The sequence below is a fragment of the Pseudomonas sp. NPDC089408 genome (assembly GCF_044749445.1).
GTDB lineage: Bacteria > Pseudomonadota > Gammaproteobacteria > Pseudomonadales > Pseudomonadaceae > Aquipseudomonas.
On record NZ_JBIVHY010000005.1, the window covers coordinates 70,458 to 96,478 of the forward strand.

The following is a 26,021-nucleotide window of genomic DNA, read 5'->3' on the forward strand; positions in this document are numbered from 1 at the left end:
ATTCAGGCATAATGCGCGCCTTTTTGCCCACGAAGCACAGGTACGCCCCATGAAAGCCCAAGCCCGCCACATCCTGGTAAAAACCGCTGACGAAGCCGAAAAGCTCAAGCAGCGCATCGCCAACGGCGAGGCTTTCGACGTACTGGCGAAAAAGTTCTCCACCTGCCCTTCGGGCAAGCGCGGCGGCGACCTGGGCGAAATCCGCCCCGGGCAGATGGTTGGCGCCATTGACCAGGTGATCTTCAAGAAGCCCCTGCGCGTGGTGCATGGGCCGATCAAGAGCAAGTTCGGTTACCACCTGGTGCAAACCTTCTATCGCGACTGATAGCCCCGGGCCACCTAGCATTTTTGCCAGTTGTCCCTTCACCGCACAATGCATACAAATCAGGCAGGGCCGTAGCCGCCAGACGGCGTTGCTTCAGGTAGTGGTCCTTTCAATGGACACGGAGACCTGCCTATGCGTTGCCCCCGCTTGCTGCTGCCTGTTGCACTCCCCCTGCTGACCCTGCCTTTGCTAACCCATGGCCAATCCCTGACCGTTTCAACGGGTGAGAACCTGGGTGCCCTCGTGCAAACGTCGGCTGCTGACACCTTCACTCTCAACGGGGGTGCGGTGCAGTCATTACAACAAGGCGATGGTGAGGACACGTTCACCATGTCTGGCGGCACGCTAGGGTCATTGAACCAAGGCGGCCACATGGACACATTCACTATGACAGGGGGTACCATCACGGGCGCCTTCGAAGATGGTGATACAGCGTGGTTCAAAGGTGGCAGCATTGGCCGGGTAGACCTCAAGCTTGCCGATAACTTCTTTGAAATGTCCGAGGACACCAAGACAACGGGTACCCAAACAACCGTTATTGGTAACGTGGTCAGCGGCCTTGGCAATGACACGATCATCCTCACCGGCGGCACCATCGGCGGTAATATCAGCACCAGTAGCGGCGTGGACAAGATCACCATCAGTGGCGGTACGCTCAAAGGTGAGATACGTGCCGGCAACGATAACGACATTTTTAACTGGTCAGGCGGGCGCATCGGCGGCCCAATCACAATGGGGCCAGGTGACGACCAGGCCAATATCACGGGGCTCGACTCGAAGACATTGGTCACTGTCCTGGATGGGGGCGCTGGCAGCGATAGCCTGTTGTTCGAAAAAAGCCAGATCGACGGTGGTGCGCGGTATGTGAACTGGGAGGCCATAGGCGTCTTCGATAACAGCCGCCTCACGCTCGACGACACATTAACCCTCGGCGATGACGACACCGGCACCGGTGACCTGCTCATCGATGACAGCAGCGCACTGCTATCCCGGCAAGGAACGATCACCGCCAAAGACAACGGGCAAAGCGCCTCAGTGTTCAATGCTGGGTCAATCGACCTCAGTACGGGCAATGACGCCCAAGGCCGACTGGCTATAAACGGCAATTACGAGGGCGATAACGGCCTGCTACGTGTGAACAGCGTGCTCGCCGGTGACGATGCAGCGTCTGACCGACTTGTCGTCAGCCGGGGTTCGATCAACGGCAGTACTCGCTTGCAAGTCAATAACCTGGGGGGCGCAGGTGCAGTAACGTCACGCAACGGCATTCAAGTGGTCGAAGCGCGTGACGGCGCCACCAGCACAGCCACGGCCTTCGTCCAGACCCAGACGCTTTCGGCCGGGGCCTACGACTACCGGCTGTTCAAAGGTGGCGTGACGGCAGGCAGTGAGAACAGCTGGTATCTGCGCTCGACCTTGGTCGCGCCACCTGCCCCAGCCCCTCTACCGGAACCGGGTGAGCCAACTCAGCCAACTCAACCGGGCGAGCCAGTCGTGGTCGCACCAGCCGTCACCCCACCGGTCGCCGCCCCTGCACCCGGCCAGGTTGACCTACCAGCACCGGTGCAAGGCAAAAGCCTGCCGCTGTATCGCCCAGAAGTGCCGGTTTATGCCGCAGCACCGCGGGGCGCCGCAATCATCGCCCGCCAGGCACTGGGCACGTTCCACCAGCGCCATGGCGACCAGCAATTGCTCCAGGGTGAAGGTGGCCTGCCTGCCAGTTGGGGCCAGGCCTACGGCGGCGCGCTGCGCCAGCAATGGAGCGGCACGGTCAGCCCGAGCCTGGATGGCGACCTGTATGGCTTCAAGGTCGGCCAGGACCTGTACGCCGAGGTTGGCGACAACGGTTATCGCCAGCATGTCGGCTTCTACGTCAGCCATAGCCGCCTGGACGCCGACGTCAAAGGCTTCGCCCTGGCCGTGCAAAACCGCAGCGTCGGTGACCTGAAACTTGATGGCGACAGCGTCGGTACCTACTGGACGCTGGTCGGCCCTCAAGGCGCCTACCTGGATGCCGTACTGCAGTACACCAGCCTCGATGGCCGGGCGCGCTCCGACCGTGGCGACAAACTGAACATCGACGGCCACGCCTGGACCGCTTCGCTGGAGTCCGGTTACCTGATCGCCCTGTCCGAGCGCTGGACCCTGGAGCCACAAGCTCAACTGATCGCGCAGAAAGTCTCGCTGGACAGCGCCAGCGACAGTGTCTCGCACGTCAGCTACGACGCTCAGGTCGAACTGACCGGCCGCTTGGGGGTACGCTTGGAGGGTGCGTTCAAAGGCAGCAGCAACCGCCTGTTACAGCCCTATGCGCAGGTCAACCTGTGGCACGGCGACGGTGGCCGCGACACCTTGACCTTCGACGGCGTCGACAAGATCAAGGCCGACTACCGCTACACCTCGGTGCAACTGGAAAGCGGCCTGGTGGCGCAGGTCAGCGAAGCTTTAAGCCTGCATGGCGGCGTGCAGTACACCACCAACCTGGACAGCCGCCAGCAGGAAGCCAGCGGCGTGAACCTGGGCGTGCGCTGGCAGTTCTAGCGGCGCGCAGCCAGCAGACCAAGGCCAGCGCAGCCCAGCAGGGAGGCGCTGGCCCGGTTGAACAGGCGCCGCGGGCCGGGCTGGCTGAACCAGCGCTGCATGTAGGCACCCAGGCCCGAATAGATGGCAATGGCCGCCCACTCCAGCAGCAGGAACAACCCGCCCAGCCAAAGGAACTGCTCGCTCACCGGCGTAGCGCTGCCCACCGAGACGAACTGCGGCAGGAAGGCGGTGAAGATAAGGATGGCCTTGGGGTTGCCGGCTGCCACCCAAAACTCCTGGCGTGCCAGCCGCCAGGTGCCGCGCGGGTGGTCGCTGGCCACCACGGCCTCGCCCACTGGGGCACGCCACAGTTGCCAGGCGATGTAGAACAGGTACGCGGCGCCCACCACCTTGATCGCCAGGAACAGGTATTCGCTGGTGTGCAGCACCACAGCCAGGCCCATGGCGGCCAGGGCGATCATGCCGCTGAAGGCCAGGATGCGCCCGCCGCCGGCCACACAGGCGGTGCGCAGGCCGTAGCGGCTGGCGTTGTGCAGCGACAGCAGGTTGTTTGGCCCCGGTGCCATGTTCAGGGCGAAGCAGGCAGGGATAAAGAGCAGCAGGCTGGTAAGGTCCATTATTGTTTTCCTCGGGCAACAAGCGTCTATTTCGGCGCGTGCAGGGCCTTGCGGTCAAGTTACAGCCAACGATAAAAACTGTACGGGTGCGTGACAACTGTTACCCTGCCGAGGATACCGAGGACCACCCTGATGCCTTCTTCTCATGCCGTGCTGTGGCGCGACCCGGCGCTGCCGCATGTCGAAAGCCGCCGCGCCTGCCACAGCCGCGCTTGCTACAAGGCCCACAGCCACCCGACGTTTTCCATTGGTGCAGTGGATGCCGGCTTCAGCCTTTTCAGCGGTGCTGCCGACGGTCAGGCGCGGTTGACACCCGGCACGCTGGTGATGGTCCCGGCCCATCGCCTGCATGCCTGCAACCCCGCCCCCGGGCAAGCCTGGAGCTACCAGATGCTGCATGTGGATGCCGACTGGCTGATGCACGTGCGGCAGGAGTCGGGGCTGGGCGGTGCGGGGGCTGGGGAGCCGGCGCGTATCTGCCGGGCGCCGCAGGTGTATGCGCAATTCTGCGAGCTGAACCGCGTGTTGTTTTCCAGCGCCAGCACCCGTGAAAAAGATGCAGCGCTGATTACCTTTCTCGGCGACCTGGACGTTTGCGCGCAGCCGCCGCTTGCGCCAGCACCGGGTTTGCCGGCGACAGCCCTGAGCGGGCTGATCGCACAGGTCGAAGGCCAGGACCCGGCGCAGTTGAGCCTTGAGGTACTGGCGCGGGAAGCCGGGCTTGGCCGCTATCAGTTGATCCGGGCGTTTCGCGCGGCTACCGGGTTTACCCCGCATGCTTACCTGCTGAACGCGCGGGTCAACCGAGGGCGACAGTTGCTGAGTGAAGGGCAGGCGCTGGCAGAGGTGGCGTACCGGCTCGGGTTTGCCGACCAGAGCCATTTTCAGCGGGTGTTCAAGGCGCATGTGGGGGTGACGCCGGGGCAGTATCGGGGCGATTGAAGATTTGCGCGGTCCCTTGTAGGAGCGGCCTTGCGTCGCGATGGGCTGCGAAGCAGCCCCAAATTCTCAGCTTCGCAGCGGAGATCGTCGGGGCTGCTTCGCAGCCCATCGCGACGCAAGGCCGCTCCTACACGGGACCACGTCAGCTTCTGGCATTTGCAATATTGTTCAATACGCCCAACCCGCCCGCCAGCAGACTGCGGTTTTCCCCCCCAGAGCCGCCCGCACCATGCAACAATTCCTGATCATCGCCCTCGCCCACTTTCTTGCCCTGCTCTCGCCCGGCCCGGACTTTTTTCTGGTCGCGCGCACTTCGGTCAACAGCGGCTGGCGCATCGCCAGCGGCGCGTGCCTGGGCATTGCGCTGGCCAATGGTGCGTTCATCGCCATGGCCTTCACCGGGCTTTCAGTGCTGCAGGAAGGCAGCCCGCTGTTCACTGGCCTGCAACTGGCCGGCGCCGGCTACCTGCTGTACATCGGCACGCTGTTCCTGCGCCATGCCGGGCAAACCCGCCTGGGGGTCGTCGCTGGCGAGCAGGCCGTTGACGGCTGGTGGCGATGCTTGGCCATGGGCTTTTTGTCCGGCATCCTGAACCCCAAGAACGCGCTGTTCTACGCCAGCCTGGCCAGCATGGTCGCCAGTGCCAGCGTCGGCTGGAAAGCCACCTACGCGCTGTGGATGTTCAGTGCCGTGCTGTTGTGGGACCTGCTGGTGGCCATGGCCATCGGCAACCAACGGGTATTGCGGCGTTTCGCCCGCAGCCTGCCCTGGCTGGAACGGGCCTCCGGGCTCATGCTGGTGCTGCTGGCCGCGGCATTGCTGTTTCACCTGGCCCGGGGCTGAGTAGCGTCAGGCTGCGCATGTCCATCAAGGTAAAGTGGCCGCTGGCCCAGCCCCCGGTGTCCAGGTGCCAGACATTGCCCAGCAGCTTGGCCTCCAGCACGGGGGTGTGGCCCACCAGCAAGGCACGCAGGCCTTGCACCGGCTCGGTATCGCCCACTTTCAGCCGTCGCCGCGACCACTGGCACACTTCCCGTACCTTGGGGTCGTGGTCCAGTTCCAGCTCCAGCCAGTCCCGCAGTACCGCCCAATCGGCAAACGGGCTGTCGGCATGCAGCAGGCCAACCAGCCCCGCTGCACTTTCAACTTCTATCGCAATCGGCAACTGCTCGAAGCGCTCCACATAGCGCAATTGCTCGGCCCGTGGCAGGTCGAGAAACCAGCTGCCACCGGCGGCGCGGTACATCTCCAGATCAAGCCGCCCGCCACGTACGCGAGTAATTGCCAGCGCTTCATGATTGCCTTGCACGGCATGGAACCAAGGCTGCGCCAGCCATTGCAGCGCCGCCTCGTTGTCCGGCCCACGGTCGACCAGGTCACCCACGCTGAACAGGCGGTCCACGGCCGGGTCGAACCCCACCGCATCCAGGCATTGCTGCAGGCGCTGGAAGTGCCCATGGATATCGCCAACGGCCAGGTCCCGCCCCCGCAGGTTGGCCATCAGCCGCCGAAACCGTCCCATTACAATCTTCCTCTGCTGGTAGCGCCTTGCCAGGGGTAAAATGAAGGCACCCGCAATCCGCCCCGGAGGTGCATCATGCGTACCGCCCTCGTGTGTGCCGTGCTTATGGCGCTGTCAATGGACAGCATGGCACAAGCTACCCCACCCGCGCAGGTCGAGGTGCGTTTCGACCACCCGGAAAAATTCCGCGATGCCAGCCTCGACAACCACGGCTATGAACGCGGCGCAGACGCCTATGTGATGAAAACCCTCACCCAGTACTTGCAGAAACTCGGCCAGCGCTACTTGCCAGCCGACGAGCAACTGATCATCGTCATTCGCGACATCGACCTGGCCGGGCGCTTCGAGCCGTGGCATAGCCAGGCCTACGATGTGCGCTTCATGCGTGAGATTACCTGGCCAACGATTGACCTCAGCTATACCCTCAACCAACCCGGCAAGCCCGAGCAACAGGCACAGGAACGGGTTAGCGACAAGATGTACCTGAGCCGCCCGGGCCGGGTCGCCAGCAGCAGTGACCGCCTGCATGCAGAAAAAGCCATGCTCGACGACTGGTTCCGCCAACGCTTCGCCACCCAGCCCGCATCCTGAAAAAACCTTCACTGGTACGGGTGTTGGTGCCGATAGTATGCTCGGCCCTTCAACCTGTACCAGGGAATGGTCCACATGAAGCTTTGCGCCGTACAACTGGCGTCGCTCAAGGGCGATGTGCCAGGCAACCTGCAGCGCCACTTGGCCTGTATCGAACAGGCGGCTGCCCTTGGCGCCGAACTGGTGGTATTCCCCGAGTTGTCGCTGACCGGTTATGAACCCAGCGTGGCACGCCAGGCGGCCCTGCCCGTCACCTCCATACGGCTGGACCCGCTGCAGGCTGCCTGTGACCGGCTGGGTATTACCGTGGCCGCAGGCCTGCCACTGCCAACGCCTGACGGCATACGCATCGGCATGCCGATCTTCAGCCCTGGGGCACCGCGCCAGGCCTATGCCAAGCGGCGCCTGCACGTAGATGAGCTGCCATGGTTCACCCCCGGTGACCACGCCTTGCTTTTGCCGCTGGGCGAGCACCGCATAGCACCCGCCATCTGCTTTGAGTCGATGTTCATGGCGCATGCCGCTGCAGCCCGTGAGCATGGCGCCGACCTGTACCTGGTCAGCGTAGCGAAAACCGCCAAAGGCATTCGTGAAGGCTACACGCACTACCCCGAGGTAGCCCGCGAGCTGGGCATGCCGGTACTGCTGGCCAACTGTGTGGGGCCGGCCGACACGTTCATCGGCGCTGGTGGCTCTGCTGCCTGGGACAGCCAGGGCCACTTGCTGGCCAGCCTGGATGACCACAGCGAGGGGCTGATCTTGCTGGACACTGGCAATGCCAGCGCCAAGGCCCTCCCCCTGGCCACGGCATGACTTATCTGTTCCTCGCGCTGCTCAGTTATGCCTGCACCTACTACGTGGTTGGCCTGCTCATCCGTGGCCAGTTGGCAGAGGTGGCCGAAGGCCTGCGTCACCGACCCGATGCGCCGACGCCCGGCGAGTACCTGCGCGAGGTCAGCCAGGCTGCACGACGGGCTCAGCGGCACTACACCCTGATGGCCGGCTCTGTGTTGGCGGTTGTGGCTTGCCTGGTCGTCAGCGGGTTCGGCTGACGCCTTACAAGTCCAGCGCCAGACTCTGCCGGCCTTCCAGCGCCAGCAGATACTGTTTGGCCGCCAGCCCGCCGGCGAACCCGGTCAGGCTGCCCGAAGCGCCGATGACCCGGTGGCAGGGGGCGATGATCGAGATCGGGTTGCGGCCATTGGCGGCGCCCACCGCACGCACCGCACTGGGGTTGCCGATCTGCCGGGCGATGTCGCCGTAGCTGCGGGTTTCGCCAAACGGTATCGCCAGCAGCGCGGCCCACACCTGGCGCTGGAACCCAGTGCCGACAAAGTCCAGCGCCAACTCGAAACGCTGGCGCTTGCCGACGAAGTACTCACCCAATTGGCGAGCGGTTTCCAACAATACCGGGCACTGGTCGTCGCGGTGCAGCGCGCCCAGGCGTACACGGTTCTCTCGTTCCTCTTCCCACAGCACGGCGGCCAGGCAATCGCCACGGGCCACCAGGGTCAGCGTGCCGACGGGTGATTGCATGAAAGTGAATGCGCTGGACATCAGCGGGCTCCTGCAGTTTGCGATAAAGCCACTGTACGCATCCACAGTCTTGCCTGCATCCGCTTTCTTGCTCAGTTAATTGCGCAGCCAGCAATGCGTCGTGCCTGGTTGAGGTTGACCTTGGGAATCAGCTCGACCGGGATGCGCGAGGTCGCCGACAGGTTGTAGACATGGAAATGCTCATTGACCACTTCGCGGGCCATCAGCGTCAGCGACGGCAGGATGCGGCTGTCCCAGTGCTGGTCGAGCCCGCAAGGCGAGCACTGGCCCTGACCATTCTCATAGAACCGCCCGACGCTCTGGTCGAGGTCTACCCCGACCAGCAGCACTTCTTCAAAACCCAGGTGATAGGCCAGCTGCAACGCCACATACGCGACCGTGCGGGCATCGAAAAAGCCGTGGGCCAGGTCTTTGCTGAAGGCAATCGAGCGGCTGCGCTTGCTCCACAACGCGCGGTTGCACACGCAACTGTCACTATGGCCGCGCAAACCGTCGAGCAGGCCCGGTGTGTCGGCCTTGTGCAAGGCATAACGCTCGGTGCCGGCCGGCACATCGGCACCGGCATACTGCTCGGGCCACAATGCCAGGCGTTCGCTGTCGCGCACGGCGGTGGCGAAAAAGCCCGGCTGTTGCTGGCGGAAGCTTTTGTCGGTACACACGTAGAAGAACGGTTTGATGCCGTGTTCGGCGGTCATGGCGACCGAGCCGTTCATGGCGATGACGGGCAGATGGGCAAACTCTGCCAAGGGGAAATGCCTGGCAGAGGCGCCGGAGGCAAGAATCACCACCGGGCCCTGCTGGGTGTTGCGACACGCCTCGAAACTGGAGAACGCCCCGCGTTCAGCACTCGGCTGCGACGAAAGTGTGTTCATCAATGGCTTCTTTGGACTGGACAGTTCAAGCCACAATACTGATCCGTGTATACCTCGCGGCCGCTTTTACCTAACTTTACTCATCTGAACTTTAGTCAATCGCCAGTCCTTTGTTTGGCGGGTTTGGTCACAGCCTCAAAACATACACCTGACGTGTAGGAGCGGCCTTGTGTCGCGATGAGCTGCAGAGCAGCTCCAGGTTTCGGCACCGCTACACAAATTGCCGGGGCTGCTTCGCAGCCCATCCGACCGGTCCGGCGCCCCGGCAAGGCCGCTCCTAGAAGGTTCAGCGCAGGGCTTAACACCTAGGGCTGTGCCTGGCGAATGCGCTTCTTGTCGAGCTTGCCGACACTGGTCCTGGGGATCTCGTCCACGCAGCGCAGCTGCCGTGGTATCGCCCATTTGTTCAAGTGCCCGCTGTCGACATACGGCTGCAGGTGCCTGGCCAAGGCCGGCTGGTCCAGTAGCATGCCCTCACAGCAGACCACCAGGGCGAGAGGTTGTTCCCCCCACTGGGGGTCCGGTATACCGATCACTGCCACCGAGGCGACGGACGGGTGCTGGCTGATCAGGTTTTCCAGCGCCACCGAGCTGACCCACTCGCCACCGGTCTTGATCACATCCTTGATCCGGTCACGGATGCGCACCACGCCCGAGCGATCAATGCAGGCCAGGTCACCGGTGTGCATCCAGCCGCCCAACCACAAGGCGGCGCCCTGCTCCGGTTCGTGCAGGTAGCCCTGAGTCAGCCATGGCGCACGCACCACGACTTCCCCCAGGCTTTCGCCGTCGTGTGCGACCTCCCGGCCCGCGTCGTCGACGATGCGCAAGTCCACCAGGGCAATCGGCACGCCGGCATCGATCCGCAGCGGCAGCTGTTGCGCCATGGGCTGCGCCAGCAGGTCGGCACTCAGGTGGGTGATGCTCAGCAGCGGGCAGCTTTCCGACATGCCGTAGCCACAATGCACGCTGATGCCACGCTCGCTGGCACGCTGGGCCAGGCCCAGCGTCAATGCGCTGCCGCCCAGCAGCATCTTCCAGCCACTCAGGTCGGTGCTGCGCCCTTGCTCGCTGTCAAGGATCATCTGCAGCACCGTAGGCACGCAATGGGAAAAGGTCACCCCCTCATCGCGATAAAGGCCAACCAGCCGATTGGGCTCGTAGCGCCCCGGGTAAACCTGCTTGATACCGAGCGCCGTGGCCACATAGGGCACACCCCAGGCGTGCACGTGAAACATCGGCGTGATCGGCATGTACACATCGCCGGTGCGCAGCAACGGTAGCTCGCCACATGCCGCCAGCGTGCCCTGCTCGACCAGGGTATGCAGCACCAGTTGCCGATGGCTGAAATACACGCCCTTGGGGTTGCCGGTGGTACCGCTGGTGTAGAACAGCGTGGCCAGCGAGTTTTCGTCGAAGTCGGCGAACTCGAACTGCGGCTCGGCGGCCGCCAGCATGGCTTCGTATTCACCCAGCAACGGCACCCCCAGCACGGCGGGCGCGCCATCACTCAGGCGGATGAAACCCTCGACGCTCGGCAAGTCTTCGCGCAGCTGCTGCAGCAATGGCAGGAAGTCGTCATGCACCAGTACTAACCGGTCCTCGGCATGGTTCATGGTGTAGCGCACCTGCTCGCTGGACAGCCGCACGTTTACCGTGTGCAGCACCGCGCCCAGCATCGGCACGGCAAAGAAACACTCCAGCGCCCGGTGGCTGTCCCAGTCGAGCAAAGCCACGGTGTCGCCCGGCCCGACCCCGGCGGCGGTCAGCACGTTGGCCAAGCGCTGGATACGTTCGAGCAAGGTGGTGTAGCTGTAGCGCAGCTTGTCGGCGTAGACGATTTCCTGGTTGGGCTGGTAGCGCACGCCCGACAGCAGCAGGCGCTTGATCAGCAGCGGGTAGCCGTAGGCCTGCGCGGCCGCAGGCATGATGCGGGTGTTGGTCATATTGGCACTCACAGTAGCCCGGCCTCCAGCAGGTACAGGCTGTCGCTGCCGGCCCTGACACTGGCGCCAAGCGAATGGATGCGGGGCAGCAGGCGCGCGAAGTAGAAGCGCGCGGTGCCCAGCTTGGCGAGGTGCAACGGCTCAGGTGCGGCATGGCCCTGGCAGACCGCGGCCATGCGCGCCCACAGGTAGGCGTAAAAGGTGTAGCCGAATACGTGCAGGTATTCGACTGCCGCGGCGCCAAGCTCACGCGGGTTGCCTTGGCCACGGTCGAGCAACCAGGCACTCAGTTCGTCAAGGTGACGCACCGCCGCCAGCAGCGGCGCAGCGAACTCGGCCTGCTCCGCCGGCAGCGCCTCGGCAAAGGCGGTGATTTCGTCAGACACGGCAAGGTAGGCCTTGCCACCATCACCCAACAGCTTGCGCCCGACCAGGTCGAGGGCCTGAATACCGTTGGTGCCCTCGTAGATCTGGGTAATGCGGCAGTCACGAATCAGCTGCTCCTGGCCCCACTCACGGATATAGCCATGGCCGCCCAACACCTGTTGGCCGTGCACGGTGGTCTCCAGGCCCATGTCGGTGAGAAACGCCTTGGCGACCGGCGTGAGCAGCGCCACCTTGGCCTCGGCCTGGGCACGCATGACCGGGTCGTCGCTGTACTTGGCCAAGTCCAGTTGCAACGCCACATAGGTAGAAAACGCCCGCCCGCCTTCGTTGAGCGCTTTCATGGTCAGCAGCATGCGGCGTACGTCCGGGTGGACAATGATCGGGTCGGCACTTTGCTCCGGGGCTTCGGCGCCGGTTGCAGCGCGGCCTTGCAGGCGGTCACGGGCATAGGCAATGGCGCCCTGGTAGGAGCGCTCGCCCAGCGCCAGGCCTTGAATGCCGACACCCAGGCGCTCGTAGTTCATCATGGTGAACATGGCATTGAGGCCCTTGTTCGGCTCACCGATCAGGTAACCGGTGGCGCCGTCGAAGTTCATCACGCAAGTGGCCGAACCCTTGATGCCCATCTTGTGTTCGATCGAGCCGCAGCTCATCGCATTGACCGCGCCCAGCCTGCCGTCGGTGTCGACCAGCACCTTGGGCACCAGGAACAGCGAGATGCCCTTGGGCCCGGCCGGCGCATCCGGTAGCCGCGCCAGCACCAGGTGAATAATGTTTTCGGTCAGGTCCTGCTCGCCACCGGTAATGAAAATCTTGGTGCCGCTGATGCGGTAGCCGCCATTGGCGTGTGGTTCGGCGCGGGTGCGGATCAGCCCCAGGTCGGTGCCGGCATGCGGCTCGGTCAGGCACATCGAACCGGCCCAGCGGCCTTGGTACATCGGCGGCAGGTACAGTGCTTTCAAGGCTTCGCTGGCATGGTTGAGCAGCGACAGGCAGGCACCTGCGGTCAGCATCGGGTACAAGCCGAACGACAGGTTGGCAGCGTTGAGCATTTCTTCGAGCTGGGCACTGATCACCTTCGGCATGCCCATGCCACCGTACTCCGAGGCGCCGGCCACGCCCACCCAACCGTCAGCGGCGAATGCCCGGTAGGCGTCAACGAAGCCATCGGGGGTTTGTACCTGGCCAGCGTGCCATCGGCAGCCCTGTTCGTCGCCACTGCGGTTGAGCGGCGCCACCACCTCGGCAATCAGCTTGCCGGCCTGCTCGAGCACGGCCCGGGCGGTGTCGCCGTCGACCACGTCGGCCAGGGCGGGGGTTTGCGCCCACCAGGCCGGAATGTCGAACACTTCGTTGAACAGAAAATCCATGTCGCGCAGTGGCGGAAGGTAATCAGACATGAGGCGAGCACTCGGTTTCTTGGGTTTGCGAACGCGCGGCGGCCTGGGTGTCGGCGGCTGCCGAGGTGCCCTGGCCACGCAGGAGGAAGTGCGACAACGCCGGTATCAGCACCAGCGCGCCGAGCATGTTCCACAGGAACATGAAGGTCAGCAGCAGGCCCATGTCGGCCTGGAACTTGATCGGTGACCAGGCCCAGCCGACCACGCCGGCCGCCAGGGTTATGCCGACCAGCCCCACTACCCGGCCGGTGAAGGCCACGGCCTTCTGGTAAGCCTGGGCCAGACTCAACCCGGCGCGCTGGTAATGCAGCTGCACGCTGAGCAGGTACAGCGCGTAGTCCACGCCAATGCCCACGCCCAGGGCGATGACCGGCAACGTGGCCACTTTGACGCCAATGCCCATGGCCACCATCAGCGCTTCGCACAGTACCGAGGTGAGCATCAGCGGCAGGATCGCCACCAGCGTTGCCCGCCAGCTGCGGAAGGTGACCAGACAGAACAACGTCACCGCCAGGTACACCAGCAACAGCATGCGGTGGTTGGCCTCGCGTACCACCTCGTTGGTAGCCGCTTCGATGCCGGCGCTGCCGGCGGCCAGCAAGAATTGGTGTTTGGCGCTGCTGTTGTCTGCGGCGAAACGCTCGGCTGCCGCGGCCACCTGGGCCAGGGTATCGGCGCGGTGGTCCTTCAGGTAGGCGATCACCGGCATCAGCGAGCAGTCGTTGTTGAACAGCTCCGGGGCGTTGACCGAGGCCTGCTGGGCGGCGTAGTTGAGCACGTCCTGGTTGCGTTGCAGGCTGTTCAGGCGCGGGTTGCCTTCGTAGGTGCCGGCGGTGATCTGGCGCACGGCGTTGGCCAGTGACACGGTGGTCTGCACACCCGGTAGCTGTTGCAGTTGCCAGGCCAGGCGATCGGCGAGAATCAGCGTCTGGTATTGCAGGCAGCCTTCCGGGGCAGTCTTGACCATCACTGCGAAGGTGTCGCTGGACAGGGCGTAGTGCTGGGTGATGTAGGCGTTGTCGAGGTTGTAGCGCGAGTCGGCGCGTAGCTCGGGGGCGCCGCTGTCGAGGTCGCCGATTTTCAGCTGCAGGCTGCCCCAGATGCCGAGGGCGGCCAGGGCCAGAGCTGCCAGCAGTGCGGCGCTGGCCCATTTGCGCTCGGTGAAGCGGTCGAGCAGGTCCCACAGCCGACCGAAGCCACGATGCTGAGCGGCGCGGGCATCGATATGCAGGGCCCGCTCGGCAGCCTTGCGGCCTACGCCGACATAGGACAGTGCCACCGGCATCAGCAGCAGCGAGGTGAAGATCAGCACCGCCACGCCAATGCTGGCAGTAATGGCCAAGTCTTGGATCACCGGAATGTCGATGAGCATCAGTACGGCAAAACCGACGGCATCGGCCAGCAGTGCGGTGACCCCGGCGACGAACAGGCGGCGGAAGGTATAACGCGCGGCAACCAGCCGGTGGGTACCTCGGCCGATGTCCTGGAGGATGCCGTTCATCTTCTGCGCCGCGTGCGACACGCCGATGGCAAAGATCAGGAACGGCACCAGGATCGAATACGGGTCGATGGCATAGCCCAGCCAGGCGACGATGCCCAGCTGCCACACCACCGCTGTCAGCGAACACAGCACCACCAGCAAGGTACTGCGCACGCAGCGGGTGTAGCAGTAGATGATCACCAGGCTGGTCAGCACTGCCAGGGCAAAGAACGCCATTACCTGGATCAGCCCGTCGATCAGGTCGCCCATCAGTTTGGCAAAGCCTATTACATGGATGCGGTACTGGCCGCTGGCCTGGTACTGGCTGCGCAATTGTTCGAGCTTTTGCGAAAAGGCGTGATAGTCCAGGCCTTTACCGGTGGCCGAATCCTGGTCGAGCAACGGCACCACCAGCATGCTCGACTTGAAGTCGCGTGCCACCAGGCTGCCGACGATGTTGGCGCGCTCGATGTTCTGCCGTAGCTGTTCGATGTCACCCGGCGCCCCCTGGTAGCCGTCCGGCATCACCGGGCCACCCTGGAAACCTTCTTCGGTCACTTCGGTCCAGCGCACTGCCGGGCTCCACAGCGATTTGACCCAGGCACGGTCCACGCCCTGGCTAAGGAACAGCTCGTCGTTGATGTGGCGTAGGGTCTGCAGGTAGCCGGGGTCGAAGATATCGCCCTGGGTGTTCTCCACCACCACCCGCACCGCATTACCCAGGCCACGTAACGAAGCGCGGTTTTCCTGGTAGTTCTGGATGTAGGGGTGGCTCTGCGGCAGCATCTTGTCGAAACTGGGGCGCAGCTCCAGGCGGGTCAGCGCCATGAAGCCCAGCACCAGGCTCGCCAGCAACATGCACAGCAGAAATGGCAGGCGGTGGTTGAACACCAGGCGTTCCAGGCAGTTGCCCGAGCGCGGGTCGAAATCGGCAAGATTGCCGATTACCGGAAGGGTATCTTGGCGGGTAGCGGCCATCAGGGTCTTCTCTTGTTATGGGTGCAGGCTGGGGTTGCCGGCCTGGTTGCGTACGCCCCGCTCGCCCACCAGCACCAGGCCACTGCCGGCATCGTTGGCAAGCGCGGTGACCGGGCCGCGCGCGCGCTGGGGCACCGGGCTGAAGCTGGCACCGTCATCGCGGCTGAGCAGCAGGTCACCGGCCTGGCTGGCCAACCACAGTTGGCCGTCACGGTCGAAACCGGCAGCGGTCAGGCTGGTGTTGATGCCGGTGTCGACGGCTTGCCACTGCTGGCCGCCATCGCTGCTGCGGTAGGCGTGGCCGCGCAAGCCGTAGATCAGCAACACGCCGGGCTTCCCGGCAGCGCCGAACAGGGTGCCGGCGTAGGGGGTATCGATGCGGCTGAAGCGCGCGCCATCCCACTTCAGCAGCAAGCCTTGCTCACCGGTGATGTACAGGTCGCCCGCCACTGCCGCCAAGCTGGTCAGGTGCAGGCCCTGCGGGTTGTCGCTGTGGTCAAGCCAGGGCTGCCAATGCTCGCCACCATCGGTGGTACGTAACAGCAGGTTGAACACGCCCACCGCATAGCCAGTGTGGGCATCGTTGAACCACACGTCGAGCAAGGCGTTGTCGGTGGTGGCCGCGGGCAACTGCTCGGCCAGTGCGCGGCCATCCAGCTGCTTCTGCCAGTGCACGCCGCCATCGCGGCTGTGCAGCACCACGCCATCATGGCCAACCGCCCAGCCCAGCTCGGGCGTGGCGAAGCTCACCGCGTTCAAGTCGGCGCTGACCGGCACCTGGGCTTGTTGCCAGTGCACGCCATGGTCATCGGAGTACAGGATGTGCCCCCGTGGGCCGACCGCGACCAGGCGCTGCCCGGCCAAGGCCACATCGCGCAGGGCGCTGCTGCTGGCCAGGGCGCTGGGCATGGCGGGCATTTCCAGCACATCGGTGAAGGGCGCCGCCTGGGCCGCGCCCTGCAGCGCGGCCAGGGCCAGCATCACCCTGCCGTAGCGTTTGAAGACAGACATTGGCAACCTCGGCTCCATGGGTTCAGCGAATACCATTGCCGGCCAGGGACTCAGGCGACCACTGGGTTTTCGACAGCGGGTCGATGTAGCGAATGCCGCCGTAAGCGCCGACCACGCCGTTGAGGTTGTAGGTGCCACCGATCAGGTCGTAGATCATGAACGGCGTGGCGTCCGGGGTCTGTTTGTCGTAGCTCTGGGTGAGGAAGGCGAACGAGCCGCGGTACAGCTGGCCACGGGCGTCGTACTGGTCCGAGGCCAGAGCGATCCAGCTGTCTTCGTCGAGGTAGAAGCGGCGCTTATGGTAGATGTGCCGTGCGCCCTCCTTGAGCTTGCCTTCCACGACCCAGACACGGTGTTTTTCCCAGCGCACGAACTGCGGGGCCAGGTGGTTGGGGGTGATCACCTGCTTGACGTCGGTGTTGTAGGTGAGCTGGTAGGTGTTGTACGGCACGTACATTTCCTGTTTACCGACCAGGGTCCAGTCGTAGCGGTCCAGCGCACCGTTGAAGACGAACACATCATCGTAGGTGCCCGAGCCGGAGGTGCCGGGGTTTGGCGTGTCATAGGCCAGGTTCGGCGCCAGCTTGACCCGGCGCTGGCCCGGCAGGTACTGCCAGGCATTGCGCGGCTGCACCAGCGGGTTGGCGGCATCGCGCAGCATCATCGCTTCACCGGCACGGCGTGCCGGCCCGGTGTACACCAGCTTCATCTGGTAGTAGGTGTCCTTGGCGCCGATCGGCTTGGCCATGTCCTCGTAGATCGGGTAGCTGATGTTGGCCTGGCCGGTAGTGGACAGCGACGGTTTGCCGGCCGCATCGACGTTCCACGAATCGTACTTGGCGGTCATGCTGACGCCCTGGTAGCGCAGCAGGAAGTTCCACATGGCCTCGGCGCCGTTCTGCGGAATCGGGAACGGGATGCCCGGCAGCACGTTCTCTACCGCCGTGCCGCCCTCCTGGCTTTTGGCACCGGTCGCGTTCTTGCGGGTGTTGTCGAGCACGGCTTGCGGCAGCGCCACGCTGCGGTGGGTCGGGTACACCTCGACACGGTAGCTGGGGTAACGCTTGAGCAGTTCCAGGGTGGTGGCGGTCAGCTGGCCCTTGTACTGGTCAGCGTTCTTGCCATCGATGACCAGCAGCGGCTTTTCGCTGGCGAACGGGTCGGGGCGCATGCTGGCGCCGCTCTGGTAGCTGGCCGGCGGCGTTTGCAGGCCGCCCTGGTAAGCCGGGATCGAGCCGTCGGCATTGCCGGCTTTTTCCGCGCCGATGGCGGTCAGGTTGTTGCCCAAGCGGGCAGCCTGATCAGGGGAAACGGCAGCCTGGGCGGCGTTGAGCGCGGCCAGTGACAGGCACGAGGCCAGCAGGGTACGTACGAAATTCATGATGGTTGTCTTCCTGTGTAGGCGGTAGGAAACATGACTCAGAAGGTCGTCTTGACGGTCAGGTACAGGGCGCCACGGTCCTCGGTGGTGGCTCCGCCACCAGAGAAGGAGGCGTAACCGCCGCCGTAGCAGGTGTAATCCTGTTCGCCGTCCAGGGCATTGGGGGTGCTGCCGTCGGTCTGGCCATCCCGGCAGGCCTTGGTCTCACCGAAGCTGTCGACGTACTTGAGGTCGACGAAATACTGGTTGTAGATCGCGGCGCTGAAGCCCACCGCGTAGTTGCCGGTGTTCTCGGCACCGCCCCCCTGCACCGGCGAAACGCCGTCGATGCCGACGTTGACCGACAGCGGCATGCTCAGGTCCATGCCTGGCAGCACCTGGTACCAGGTGGGGGTGAAGTTGACGGCGATGCCCCAGTTATCGCGGGTGGCCTTGTCGATGCCGCGGTAGCTGCTCTTGCCCTTGTACAAGGCCTCGTTGTGGCCATCGAGCTTGAGCAGGTTGCTGTAGAACAGTTCGCCGAGCAGGGTTGCGGCGTCGAACAGCGGGGTGTCGCCTATGGTCATCAAGCCGTTGACGGTGAAGTGCAGGGTGTCGCCGGTGGCACTCAGGCTGTCGCCATCCTTGGGCACGTCGTAGATCACCCCGCTGCTGGGCAGGCGCGCCGGCAGCAGACCAAAGCCGCCACCCAGGCCGCCCTGGCCGGGAGCGCTGACGATGGCCGGGATGCTCGCCAGCGGCATGTTGTGGCGGATGTTCAGGTCGCTACCGACGCTGATGCCGCCGACATCCTTGGACAGGCTCAGGCCATAGATGTCGATGTTGTCGGCGTAGGCAAACTGGTAGGTGGTGCTCTGCAGCGAGTTGTACAGGTTGCCGACCGCGCCCTGGCGGCTGCCCGGCGGGTTGCCGAACGGGCCGTTGGCCACGGTCATGCCGCGCGCGTCGAGCCAGGCCTGGGGCAGGATCTCGGAGGTTTTGCGGTAGTAGAAGCCGAGGGTACCGCCCAGCCATTGCGGCGACCACTTGGCCATGATGCCCCAGTCGCCGCTTTTGCCCGGGGTCAGGTCATGGCCACGGCGGATGCTGGTCAGCGCACCGCGCACCGGGATCAGCCCCGGGGTGCCGGTGTGGCCGAGCAGGAAGCTTTGCGCGCCCTCGCCTACCACATCCGCGCCACCGTAGTAGGTACCAGCCTCGGGCAGGCGGGCGGCATCCCAGTCGAAGAAGTACTGCGCGCCAAGGGTCAGCTCGGAGTTGACCAGGAACGAGGTCGACAGTTGGTTACGCGGCACGAACAGTTCCTTGGCCTCGGTACCTGGCGATGCAGCCAGCTTGGCCAGGTCCAGGCCGGACTGCCCGTAGCTCAGCGAGTGCACCGGGTTGAGCAGGGTTTCACCCCAGAACAGGTTGTGCTGGCCCAGCTTGGCGCTGACCTGCGATTCTTCGCCTACGTCACGGCTCATGAACACGAAGGCATCCAGCACTTCACCCGAGGGGCCGCTGTAATAGCGCTGGGCGTAGTTGCTCAGGTGTGGGCTGCCCAGCGCAATGCCGGTGCCCGGCAGGCCATTGAGGCTGGGGTTGATGCCGGACTGGTCACCGTTGCCATTGACGAACGGGTTGCTGTTCGAGCCGGTGTTGTCGTACGCCTTGTCGTACCAGCTGGCGGTGCTGACGCGGAAACCGGTATTGCCTTGGTACACCACATCCAGCTCGGTCAGCAGGTCGACACGGTTGGTGATATTGGTGCCGGCCTTGCGGAAGTTGTAGTCGCCATCGTTGCTGTTGGGCGTGCCCAGCAAACGCTTGTCGGCGCTTTCGGTGCGTACGCCATAGTTGTACTTGACGGTGTTGTCGAAGCGTACGGCCCAGTCTTCGTTGCCGGTATCGACTTCGAAGGCCTGTGCGCCGGGCAGCGTGAGCAGGCCGATGGCGCAGGCGAGCAGGCAGCGCTGTGGTTTCACAGCACGGTGAATGCGGTGTTCTGGCATTACGATGGCTCCACGTATTGTTATTGTTTTCTACGCCGCCCGTCTTGTGCGGGCGTGGCTAGGGGCGTCCATGCGCTGTTACAGGGTCGGGCTGTCCAGTCGGCGGATCAGCGCCTCGGCCAATGGCCAGGGGCCAAAGCCGGATGCCGGATTGAGGTGACCGACGGCGCCCAGGCTGACCAGTTCACTGCCCCAACGGCGGGCCAGTTCGGCGGCAGCGGCGTAGCTGGCCAGGTGATCGTTGCTGCTGGCTGCCACCACGCTCGGGAATGGCAGTGGCGTGTGTGGCAGCGGCGACCAGCCCTTTTCGGCCAGGCTGGCCGGGCTTGGGTAATGCGCCGGCCAGCGGGCGTTGAGGTCTGGCGGTGCGGCCAGCAAGGCGCCCTTGATCGGCCGCCGGTAGCGTGCAGCCCAGTGGGCAACCATCAGCACGCCAGCGCTGTGCGCCACCAGGATCACGTCACCCTCGATCTGCTCCAGTTCACGCTGGATCGCCTCGACCCGGGCGCTGCAGCACAGGCCGTCCTCGTGCAGCGGCGGTACGCTGCGCACCTTGGCCAAACGGCCGGCAAGCAGGGTTTGCCAGTGCTCGGCAACGTGGTCGCGCAGGCCGGGAACGATCAGTACGGTGGCGGTGGTTTGCAGTTTTTCCACGGTGAACCTCGTGTGCGGTGTAGCGCTTGAGGTTCACAGTAAACAGCCGTCCCCCAGGGTGCTTCACATTGGGCGTCAGTCGCTTTTCATTTGATGACAAGGACACAAACAGCGCTTTGCTTTTCAATTGATGACACGCAGGTTATAAAAACGGTGCACCTGCAAACCGCGTGTTTTAGGGATAACAATAAAAAATGCCTGCTCTCGTCCGTGCCGCCAGTTTGACCAATTACCTGGAAGTGTCCCGCCACCTGGGCCTCAACCCGCATGCGCTGCTGGCACAGGTTGGCCTTAGCGCCGCCTTGCTCGACGACCCTAACCGGCGTATCCCGGTGGCCAGCGTGATCACCTTGCTCGAAGCGTCCGCCAGTGCCAGCCAGTGCGAGAGCTTTGGCTTGCGCATGGCCGAGCTGCGCCAGTTGTCGGACTTTGGCGAAATCAGCCTGCTGCTCAGCCACCAGCGCAACCTGCGCGACGCCCTGCAGGTGATCGTGCAATACCGCCACCTGCTCAACGACGCGCTGGCCATTCACATCGAGGAAGCCGGCAAGACCGTGGTCATTCGCGAAGAAGTGATCAACGAGCGCGCGCCTTGCAGCCGCCAGGCCACCGAGCTGGCCATCGGTGTGATGATGCGCCTGTGCGCGGCGCTGCTGGGCGCGCACTGGCACCCGATCAGCGCCAACTTCACCCACGCGGCCCCCGCCGACCCGGCCATTCACCGGCGAATCTTCGGCTGTACACTGGTGTTCGGCAGTGAATTCAACGGTATCGTCTGCCCGGCTGCCGACCTCGACAGCGCCAGCCCGCAGGCCAACGAAGCCATGGCCCGCCTGGCCCGGCGCTACCTGGACACCTTGCCGGCCAGCGGCGTGCCGTCACTGGAGCTGGAGCTGCGCAAGACCATCTACCTGCTGCTGCCCATGGGCCGCGCAACCATTGAGCAGGTAGCGCAGACCCAGGGCATGAACGTGCGTACATTGCAGCGGCGGCTGGAAGAAAACGGGCTCACGTTCAAGGACCTGATCAACAGCGTGCGCCGCGACCTGGTGATGCGCTACCTGGAAAACCCCAGCTATTCGCTGGGGCGCATTGCCGACATGCTCGGTTATTCGATGCCCAGTTCGTTCACCCGCTGGTTCATCGCCCAGTTCGGCATGCCACCGGCCAGTTGGCGGGCGAAGCACGGCGAGTAATTACCTCAACCTCAACCCCCGTGCATTTTCTTTGTAGGAGCGGCCTTGTGTCGCGATAGGGCTGCGAAGCAGCCCCGGCGATCTGTGCGTTTGCGCTGAAATCCTGGGGCTGCTTCGCAGCCCTATCGCGACACAAGGCCGCTCCTACAACTGACCGTGTCAAAGGCCCGAGTGCATCAGCGCCAGCACCAGCAGCACAAGGAACTGTTCACTGCCCTGCCTCTTCGCTGTCCAGCACGATGTAGACCTGCCCGCCTTGCTGCTCGACCGGGTAGCTGGCCACCTTGAGGGCTTTCGAATTAAGCAGGTAACCGCTGGCCAGATCGAAGCGCAGGCCGTGGGCGCAGCATTGGATCACCCTGCCTTCCAGGCGCCCGCCACACAGCGACGCACCCTGGTGCGGGCAGCTGTCGTCAATGGCATACAGCGCGTCCGCCACATTGAATAAGGCCACGCTACGGCCCTCAAAGGCCAGCAATACTCGGCCATCGCGTTCCGGCACCTGGCCGGGGCTTAATGCAAACCGTCGGCTCATGCCTGTTCCACCGTGTGCAAGGCGTCGGTCATGGCTGCAAACAGTTCTTCGGCTGGGCGTACCCCGGCAAGCAGCGGGCCTTGGTTGAAGCGGTAACGTGGCACGGCACTGCCTGCACGCCCGGCTCCGTCGAGGAACGGGCTGCCGTCGTCACGCAAGCAGTCGATCACCTGGGCGGCCTCCAGCCCGCAACCCTGGACGATGCCAAGCAAGGTGCGGCTGTCACCCAGGTCACGGCCCTGGTGGAAATAGGCAATGAACAACCGCGCCAGCAACGCTTCCTGTTGCGCTGCATCAAGCAGGCTGCCGGCCCGTTGCATCAAGCGGTGGGCATTGCCGGTGTTGGGCATGCGGCGAATGCGCGAGAAGTCGATATCCTCGCCGACCACGCTGGCAGCAGCGCGCACCTGGGCCTGGCGCTCGCGCACCGCTTGCTCGCTGCCCAGGCGTTGCAGGTAAAAGGTATTGAAAGGTACACCGTGGACGGGCAAGCCAGGCAACAACTGCACGCCCCGCCATTGCACGTGCACCTGCACGTGCGGCTGCTCACGCTGTAACAGCAACAGGGCCGCCTGCAGATGCCGCTGGCCGATCAGGCACCAAGGGCAGACGAAATCAAAGAACACCTCAACGGACAACAGCTGTTTCACGGTTTCAACTCCTTGAATGCAGACTGTCCATGTCGCGGTGGTAATGACGTTTGGCAAGGAAGAACACAGCGGCCGCCGCGATGCTTATCAGCGGTACCAACTGCAGCGCGGCCTGCAGCCCGACAAGGTCGGATACCCGGCCGGTGATCAGCGGCCCGGTAGCCAGGCCCAGCAGGTTGTTGGCCAGGGTCAGGGTAGCGAATGCCGTACCGTGTACCGAGGCATGGGTCAGGTTGGCGACCATGGCGCTGGATGGGCCATTGGTGCCGGCGGCGATCATCATGCCCAGGCAAATCAGCACCAGTTGTGCGGTGCCGACGGGCAAGGCAAAGGCAAGGCTCAGCAACACGCAACTGCCCAGGCAATAGCCGATGGCCAGGCTGATCTTGCGGTCCGGGCGTTGCCGCCCCAGGCGGTCGCAGAGCATGGCGCAGAGGATCATGCCAATACCACTGCACAGCACGATGACCGCAGCAATCGCCCCGGCGCGGTCGGTGCCCATGGCGTAGTAGCGGTTCAGGTAGCTGGGCATCCACACGATCAGGGTGCCGCCGACGAACAGCTGCAGGCCGCTGCCGACATAGGCGGCGATCACCGAACGGCTGCTGTACAGGCTGCGCAGCGGGCGGGTGCCCTTACCCAATGCCTGGTGCGCGCACTTCGGCGTAATGCGCGCCTCCTTGACAATCAGCGGGTACAGCATGGCCAGCACCAAGCCGAACAATGCCATGCCGGCGAACGCCCAGCGCCAGCCCAGGTGCTGGGCCAACACGCCACCCAGGGCCATGCCCAGCACCGAGCCGAACATGCCACCGGCCATGAACGCACCGGCCAGGGTCGAGCGCATGTCGCGCGGGAACACGGCGACCACTACGGCAATGCCGACGCTGCCATAAGCCGCTTCACCCACCCCGACCAGAAAACGCGCAATGAACATTTGCGGGTAGTTTTCTGCCAGGGCGCAGCCGAGTGTGGCCAGGCTCCACAGCACCGCCATCAGCACCAGGCTACGTACCCGGCCGAAGCGGTCGGCCAGCAGCGACAGCGGAAACGTCAGCAGGCCGACCATCAGCGCGACAATGCTGCTGAGCAGGCCGAGCTGGCTGTCGGTGAGTGCCCACTCGCCCTTCAGAAGCGGGAATACCGCGTTGAGGACCTGGCGCGACATGTAGTCGGAAATCAACAGGCCAAAGGTCAGGGCAAAGACCACCCAGGCATAGCGCCGGGGGACGCTGGGGGCGGTGTCGGTGCCGGAATCTGCGGCACTGGCGAGGTAGGTGGCCATGTTGCCTCCTTGGGTGTGGTTTGGGTTTTTCTTGTTGTTATGTAATGGCGCGCACCGATGTAGGAGCGGCCTTGTGTCGCGATCGGGCCGCAGAGCGGCCCCCGTACGTAGCGTCAGGTCAGATATTGCTGGGGCTGCTTTGCAGCCCGATCGCGACACAAGGCCGCTCCTACAAAGAGCATCGCCGGACCGTTCAATCAGCGCTGCGGCACACCCTTCACACCCGGCAGGCGGTTCGGCGCCATGCCGTTGGCCTTAAGGGTCTGCTCGATGCTTTCGTACTGCTGGCCGATGCGGTAAATGGCGCGGGCCTCTTTGCCAGTGGCAATCTCGCGGCCCAGCTCGTGGGCCACGCGCACGGTCTGCTGGATCTGCTGCACCGAGGTAAAGCGCTTGCCGTGCTGGTCGATGATGGTGTCCTCGTTGCCGCAGCGCGGGTGCAGGCCCATGGCCAGGGCCATGGTGTTGAACGGCAGCACATTCTTCAGCAACGATTCGGCGGTCAGCGTGCAGCCGTCCGGCGCACGGTGGATGAAGTTGAAGAAGTTGAACGGGTTGGGGCCATCGAAACCACCACCGATGCCGATCCAGGTCAGGTTCAACGGGCCCATGTAGTCACCACGGCGGACGATGCGCTCAAGGGTTTCCAGGGCGTGCATGCCGGTCAGCTGGAAGTGTGGCTGGATATTGCTGGCCTGCAGGCGGCGCAGGTGCTCGCGGACCCAGGCCGGGCCGGCCGGTACTGTCATCTCGCTGTAGGCGGCATGGATGGCCGGGCTGGCCAGCGAGGTACCTTCAAGGTACTCGGGGTACAGCAACTCCATGATGTTCATCTGCGTGGTGTTGATTGCCACCGTCACCTGGTCGGGGCGCGGGGTCAGCTCGGCAAGCATGTGCCGGGTGTCGTCCGACAGCCATTTGGCTGCCTCGCCTTCGCCTTCCGGGGCGAAGGAAATCGAACCGCCTACCTGAATGATCATGTCTGGCACCGCTTCACGCACACCGGCGATCAGCTCGTTGAACTTGGACAGGCGCTTGGAACCTTTGCCGTCCAGCTCACGCACATGCAGGTGCAGCACGGTGGCGCCTGCCTCGTAGCAGTCGACGGCCTTCTGCACCTGCTCGTCCATGGTCAGCGGAATGTCTTCCGGGAAGTCTTCGGGCATCCACTCCGGGCCATAGGGGGCCACAGTAATCACCACTTTTTCCATGTTTTCCGGGTGCAACGAATCGTCGAAGAATTGCATGCTGTAGTCCTCGCTATTGTTATTGTGCGGTTGCCGCCGGTACGGGCGGCGGCCTTAGAAGGTGCGGCTGCCCTTGATGCCGGCGCGCTCCATCTTGCGGTGGCATGGTGGGTAGTCCATGACCGCGTAGTGCTGGGTGCTGCGGTTGTCCCAGATGGCCACGCTGTTGGGCTTCCAGCGCCAGCGCACCTGGTACTCGGGCAGGTAGGCCTGGCTGATCAGGTAACGCAGCAAGTCGCTGGCGCCGGGGTTGGCGTCCTGGCCAAAGCGCACCCGCTGCGGCGTGTGGTAATTGCTGAAATGGGTGGTGAAGGCGTTGACGAACAGAACCTGCTCGCCCGTTTCCGGGTGGGTGCGCACCACCGGGTGCTCGGCATCAGGGAATTGCGCTTTCAGTGCCAGGCGCTTTTCCAGCGGCATGGCGGCGCCGAAGCTGGCCTCGATGCTGTGGCGGGCGCGCAGGCCTTCGATCTTGGCCTTCACATCACTTGGCAGGTTTTCATAGGCCAGCACCATGTTCGCCCACATCGTGTCACCGCCCACCGGCGGGCACTCCACGCAGCGCAGCACGCACCCCATGGGGGGCGCCTCGCGCCAGGTGGCATCGGTGTGCCAGGCATTTTCATAGCGGTCGTTGGGCTGGTCCGGGCGCTTGTAGATCTGCACCAGGCCTGGGTGCTCCGGGTCGCTACCGGCCACCGGGTGGTCCTCCAGTTCGCCGAAGCGCCGGGCAAACGCTACGTGCTCGGCACGGCTGAAGTGCTGGTCGCGCAGGAACAGCACACGGTGCTGAAGCAACTGCTGGCGCAGCTGGGCGAACAGCTCGTCGTCATGGATCGCGTCGGCCAGGTTGATACCACTTACTTCGGCACCGATCGCGCAGGTCAGTTGTTCGATGTGCATGCG

At 64.1% G+C, this 26,021-nt stretch carries 24 protein-coding genes; 8 read left to right on the forward strand and 16 right to left on the reverse strand.

The window, feature by feature from the left end; genetic code table 11:
- Positions 1-49 precede the first annotated feature (49 nt).
- Together ACIP02_RS10245 and ACIP02_RS10250 are read left to right on the forward strand one after the other, a co-directional pair.
- Positions 50-325 (forward strand): peptidylprolyl isomerase, encoded by a 276-nt coding sequence (locus ACIP02_RS10245; protein WP_013972552.1) that lies wholly within the window; start codon positions 50-52, stop codon positions 323-325.
- A gap of 132 nt (positions 326-457) precedes the next feature.
- Positions 458-2,866: an autotransporter outer membrane beta-barrel domain-containing protein gene (locus ACIP02_RS10250; RefSeq protein WP_400615852.1), complete on the forward strand. Its 2,409-nt coding sequence runs from the start codon at positions 458-460 to the stop codon at positions 2,864-2,866.
- On the opposite strand, the gene ACIP02_RS10255 is transcribed toward ACIP02_RS10250, so the two are convergent.
- Positions 2,863-3,486 (reverse strand): LysE family translocator, encoded by a 624-nt coding sequence (locus tag ACIP02_RS10255; protein ID WP_400615854.1) that lies wholly within the window; start codon positions 3,484-3,486, stop codon positions 2,863-2,865. The genes ACIP02_RS10250 and ACIP02_RS10255 overlap by 4 nt on opposite strands.
- 132 nt (positions 3,487-3,618) lie before the next feature.
- Here ACIP02_RS10255 and ACIP02_RS10260 point away from each other — a divergent pair, with 132 nt between their 5' ends.
- Complete coding sequence (locus ACIP02_RS10260) at positions 3,619-4,428, forward strand: AraC family transcriptional regulator (protein WP_400615856.1); 810 nt, start codon at positions 3,619-3,621, stop codon at positions 4,426-4,428.
- 229 nt (positions 4,429-4,657) lie between these two features.
- Positions 4,658-5,272 (forward strand): LysE family translocator, encoded by a 615-nt coding sequence (locus ACIP02_RS10265; RefSeq protein WP_400615859.1) that lies wholly within the window; start codon positions 4,658-4,660, stop codon positions 5,270-5,272.
- On the opposite strand, the gene ACIP02_RS10270 is transcribed toward ACIP02_RS10265, so the two are convergent.
- On the reverse strand, positions 5,220-5,951 hold the full coding sequence (locus ACIP02_RS10270) for a metallophosphoesterase (protein ID WP_400615861.1): 732 nt from the start codon (positions 5,949-5,951) through the stop codon (positions 5,220-5,222). The two genes, ACIP02_RS10265 and ACIP02_RS10270, sit on opposite strands and share 53 nt — an antisense overlap.
- 75 nt (positions 5,952-6,026) lie before the next feature.
- On the opposite strand from ACIP02_RS10270, the gene ACIP02_RS10275 reads away from it, so the two are divergent.
- The 3 genes from ACIP02_RS10275 to ACIP02_RS10285 all read left to right on the forward strand — a co-directional run bounded on the left by ACIP02_RS10275 (position 6,027) and on the right by ACIP02_RS10285 (position 7,594).
- Positions 6,027-6,542 (forward strand): DUF3016 domain-containing protein, encoded by a 516-nt coding sequence (locus ACIP02_RS10275; protein WP_400615864.1) that lies wholly within the window; start codon positions 6,027-6,029, stop codon positions 6,540-6,542.
- A 75-nt stretch (positions 6,543-6,617) separates the two neighbouring features.
- The gene (locus tag ACIP02_RS10280) at positions 6,618-7,355 is read left to right on the forward strand and encodes a carbon-nitrogen hydrolase family protein (protein WP_400615867.1); all 738 of its coding nucleotides are present in this window, start codon (positions 6,618-6,620) and stop codon (positions 7,353-7,355) included.
- A complete protein-coding gene (locus ACIP02_RS10285; RefSeq protein WP_400615870.1) occupies positions 7,352-7,594 on the forward strand; it encodes a hypothetical protein in 243 nt (80 codons plus the stop codon). The genes ACIP02_RS10280 and ACIP02_RS10285 overlap by 4 nt, the downstream gene beginning before the upstream one ends.
- A gap of 4 nt (positions 7,595-7,598) precedes the next feature.
- On the opposite strand, the gene ACIP02_RS10290 is transcribed toward ACIP02_RS10285, so the two are convergent.
- From ACIP02_RS10290 to ACIP02_RS10330, 9 genes are all read right to left on the reverse strand, one after another.
- Entirely contained in the window at positions 7,599-8,099 is a 501-nt protein-coding gene (locus ACIP02_RS10290) for a methylated-DNA--[protein]-cysteine S-methyltransferase (protein ID WP_400615872.1), read from the reverse strand.
- A gap of 71 nt (positions 8,100-8,170) precedes the next feature.
- Positions 8,171-8,971, reverse strand: a complete 801-nt coding sequence (locus ACIP02_RS10295; RefSeq protein ID WP_400615874.1) for a lipopolysaccharide biosynthesis protein — start codon at positions 8,969-8,971, stop codon at positions 8,171-8,173.
- Between the two features lie 305 nt (positions 8,972-9,276).
- The gene (locus tag ACIP02_RS10300; protein ID WP_400615876.1) at positions 9,277-10,917 is read right to left on the reverse strand and encodes a fatty acid--CoA ligase; all 1,641 of its coding nucleotides are present in this window, start codon (positions 10,915-10,917) and stop codon (positions 9,277-9,279) included.
- An 8-nt stretch (positions 10,918-10,925) separates the two neighbouring features.
- Positions 10,926-12,704 carry an acyl-CoA dehydrogenase C-terminal domain-containing protein gene (locus ACIP02_RS10305; protein ID WP_400615878.1) on the reverse strand — a complete coding sequence of 593 codons (1,779 nt, stop codon included), beginning with the start codon at positions 12,702-12,704 and terminating at the stop codon, positions 10,926-10,928.
- Positions 12,697-15,162 carry an RND family transporter gene (locus ACIP02_RS10310; RefSeq protein WP_400615880.1) on the reverse strand — a complete coding sequence of 822 codons (2,466 nt, stop codon included), beginning with the start codon at positions 15,160-15,162 and terminating at the stop codon, positions 12,697-12,699. Before ACIP02_RS10310 ends, ACIP02_RS10305 begins: the two co-directional genes overlap by 8 nt.
- 15 nt (positions 15,163-15,177) lie before the next feature.
- Positions 15,178-16,173, reverse strand: coding sequence for a WD40/YVTN/BNR-like repeat-containing protein (locus ACIP02_RS10315; RefSeq protein WP_400615882.1), 996 nt, complete (start codon positions 16,171-16,173; stop codon positions 15,178-15,180).
- 22 nt (positions 16,174-16,195) lie between these two features.
- Entirely contained in the window at positions 16,196-17,554 is a 1,359-nt protein-coding gene (locus ACIP02_RS10320) for a DUF1329 domain-containing protein (protein ID WP_400615885.1), read from the reverse strand.
- A 38-nt stretch (positions 17,555-17,592) separates the two neighbouring features.
- Positions 17,593-19,548 carry a DUF1302 domain-containing protein gene (locus tag ACIP02_RS10325; RefSeq protein ID WP_400615887.1) on the reverse strand — a complete coding sequence of 652 codons (1,956 nt, stop codon included), beginning with the start codon at positions 19,546-19,548 and terminating at the stop codon, positions 17,593-17,595.
- 78 nt (positions 19,549-19,626) lie between these two features.
- Complete coding sequence (locus ACIP02_RS10330) at positions 19,627-20,202, reverse strand: RBBP9/YdeN family alpha/beta hydrolase (RefSeq protein WP_400615889.1); 576 nt, start codon at positions 20,200-20,202, stop codon at positions 19,627-19,629.
- A 194-nt stretch (positions 20,203-20,396) separates the two neighbouring features.
- Here ACIP02_RS10330 and ACIP02_RS10335 point away from each other — a divergent pair, with 194 nt between their 5' ends.
- Positions 20,397-21,398 (forward strand): AraC family transcriptional regulator, encoded by a 1,002-nt coding sequence (locus ACIP02_RS10335; RefSeq protein WP_400615892.1) that lies wholly within the window; start codon positions 20,397-20,399, stop codon positions 21,396-21,398.
- 208 nt (positions 21,399-21,606) lie between these two features.
- On the opposite strand, the gene ACIP02_RS10340 is transcribed toward ACIP02_RS10335, so the two are convergent.
- The 5 genes from ACIP02_RS10340 to ACIP02_RS10360 form a co-directional block, all read right to left on the reverse strand.
- Positions 21,607-21,933 (reverse strand): Rieske (2Fe-2S) protein, encoded by a 327-nt coding sequence (locus tag ACIP02_RS10340; RefSeq protein ID WP_400615894.1) that lies wholly within the window; start codon positions 21,931-21,933, stop codon positions 21,607-21,609.
- A complete protein-coding gene (locus ACIP02_RS10345) occupies positions 21,930-22,583 on the reverse strand; it encodes a DsbA family protein (RefSeq protein WP_400615896.1) in 654 nt (217 codons plus the stop codon). The genes ACIP02_RS10340 and ACIP02_RS10345 overlap by 4 nt, the downstream gene beginning before the upstream one ends.
- A gap of 4 nt (positions 22,584-22,587) precedes the next feature.
- Complete coding sequence (locus ACIP02_RS10350; RefSeq protein ID WP_400615898.1) at positions 22,588-23,868, reverse strand: MFS transporter; 1,281 nt, start codon at positions 23,866-23,868, stop codon at positions 22,588-22,590.
- A 197-nt stretch (positions 23,869-24,065) separates the two neighbouring features.
- Positions 24,066-25,115 carry a 3-keto-5-aminohexanoate cleavage protein gene (locus ACIP02_RS10355; RefSeq protein ID WP_400615900.1) on the reverse strand — a complete coding sequence of 350 codons (1,050 nt, stop codon included), beginning with the start codon at positions 25,113-25,115 and terminating at the stop codon, positions 24,066-24,068.
- 54 nt (positions 25,116-25,169) lie between these two features.
- A complete protein-coding gene (locus ACIP02_RS10360) occupies positions 25,170-26,018 on the reverse strand; it encodes a TauD/TfdA dioxygenase family protein (RefSeq protein WP_400615903.1) in 849 nt (282 codons plus the stop codon).
- Positions 26,019-26,021 lie beyond the last annotated feature (3 nt).

Excerpts from the sequence above, each read along its gene's own strand:
- ACIP02_RS10255 (WP_400615854.1), bottom strand. The coding sequence starts at position 3,486 with ATGGACCTTACCAGCCTGCTGCTCTTTATCCCTGCCTGCTTCGCCCTG.
- ACIP02_RS10265 (WP_400615859.1), top strand. The coding sequence starts at position 4,658 with ATGCAACAATTCCTGATCATCGCCCTCGCCCACTTTCTTGCCCTGCTC.
- ACIP02_RS10285 (WP_400615870.1), top strand. The coding sequence starts at position 7,352 with ATGACTTATCTGTTCCTCGCGCTGCTCAGTTATGCCTGCACCTACTAC.
- ACIP02_RS10335 (WP_400615892.1), top strand. The coding sequence starts at position 20,397 with ATGCCTGCTCTCGTCCGTGCCGCCAGTTTGACCAATTACCTGGAAGTG.
- ACIP02_RS10270 (WP_400615861.1), bottom strand. The coding sequence starts at position 5,951 with ATGGGACGGTTTCGGCGGCTGATGGCCAACCTGCGGGGGCGGGACCTG.
- ACIP02_RS10340 (WP_400615894.1), bottom strand. The coding sequence starts at position 21,933 with ATGAGCCGACGGTTTGCATTAAGCCCCGGCCAGGTGCCGGAACGCGAT.
- ACIP02_RS10305 (WP_400615878.1), bottom strand. The coding sequence starts at position 12,704 with ATGTCTGATTACCTTCCGCCACTGCGCGACATGGATTTTCTGTTCAAC.
- ACIP02_RS10245 (WP_013972552.1), top strand. The coding sequence starts at position 50 with ATGAAAGCCCAAGCCCGCCACATCCTGGTAAAAACCGCTGACGAAGCC.
- ACIP02_RS10250 (WP_400615852.1), top strand. The coding sequence starts at position 458 with ATGCGTTGCCCCCGCTTGCTGCTGCCTGTTGCACTCCCCCTGCTGACC.
- ACIP02_RS10320 (WP_400615885.1), bottom strand. The coding sequence starts at position 17,554 with ATGAATTTCGTACGTACCCTGCTGGCCTCGTGCCTGTCACTGGCCGCG.
- ACIP02_RS10295 (WP_400615874.1), bottom strand. The coding sequence starts at position 8,971 with ATGAACACACTTTCGTCGCAGCCGAGTGCTGAACGCGGGGCGTTCTCC.
- ACIP02_RS10360 (WP_400615903.1), bottom strand. The coding sequence starts at position 26,018 with ATGCACATCGAACAACTGACCTGCGCGATCGGTGCCGAAGTAAGTGGT.
- ACIP02_RS10275 (WP_400615864.1), top strand. The coding sequence starts at position 6,027 with ATGCGTACCGCCCTCGTGTGTGCCGTGCTTATGGCGCTGTCAATGGAC.
- ACIP02_RS10260 (WP_400615856.1), top strand. The coding sequence starts at position 3,619 with ATGCCTTCTTCTCATGCCGTGCTGTGGCGCGACCCGGCGCTGCCGCAT.
- ACIP02_RS10310 (WP_400615880.1), bottom strand. The coding sequence starts at position 15,162 with ATGGCCGCTACCCGCCAAGATACCCTTCCGGTAATCGGCAATCTTGCC.
- ACIP02_RS10315 (WP_400615882.1), bottom strand. The coding sequence starts at position 16,173 with ATGTCTGTCTTCAAACGCTACGGCAGGGTGATGCTGGCCCTGGCCGCG.
- ACIP02_RS10300 (WP_400615876.1), bottom strand. The coding sequence starts at position 10,917 with ATGACCAACACCCGCATCATGCCTGCGGCCGCGCAGGCCTACGGCTAC.
- ACIP02_RS10350 (WP_400615898.1), bottom strand. The coding sequence starts at position 23,868 with ATGGCCACCTACCTCGCCAGTGCCGCAGATTCCGGCACCGACACCGCC.
- ACIP02_RS10280 (WP_400615867.1), top strand. The coding sequence starts at position 6,618 with ATGAAGCTTTGCGCCGTACAACTGGCGTCGCTCAAGGGCGATGTGCCA.
- ACIP02_RS10355 (WP_400615900.1), bottom strand. The coding sequence starts at position 25,115 with ATGCAATTCTTCGACGATTCGTTGCACCCGGAAAACATGGAAAAAGTG.
- ACIP02_RS10290 (WP_400615872.1), bottom strand. The coding sequence starts at position 8,099 with ATGTCCAGCGCATTCACTTTCATGCAATCACCCGTCGGCACGCTGACC.
- ACIP02_RS10325 (WP_400615887.1), bottom strand. The coding sequence starts at position 19,548 with ATGCCAGAACACCGCATTCACCGTGCTGTGAAACCACAGCGCTGCCTG.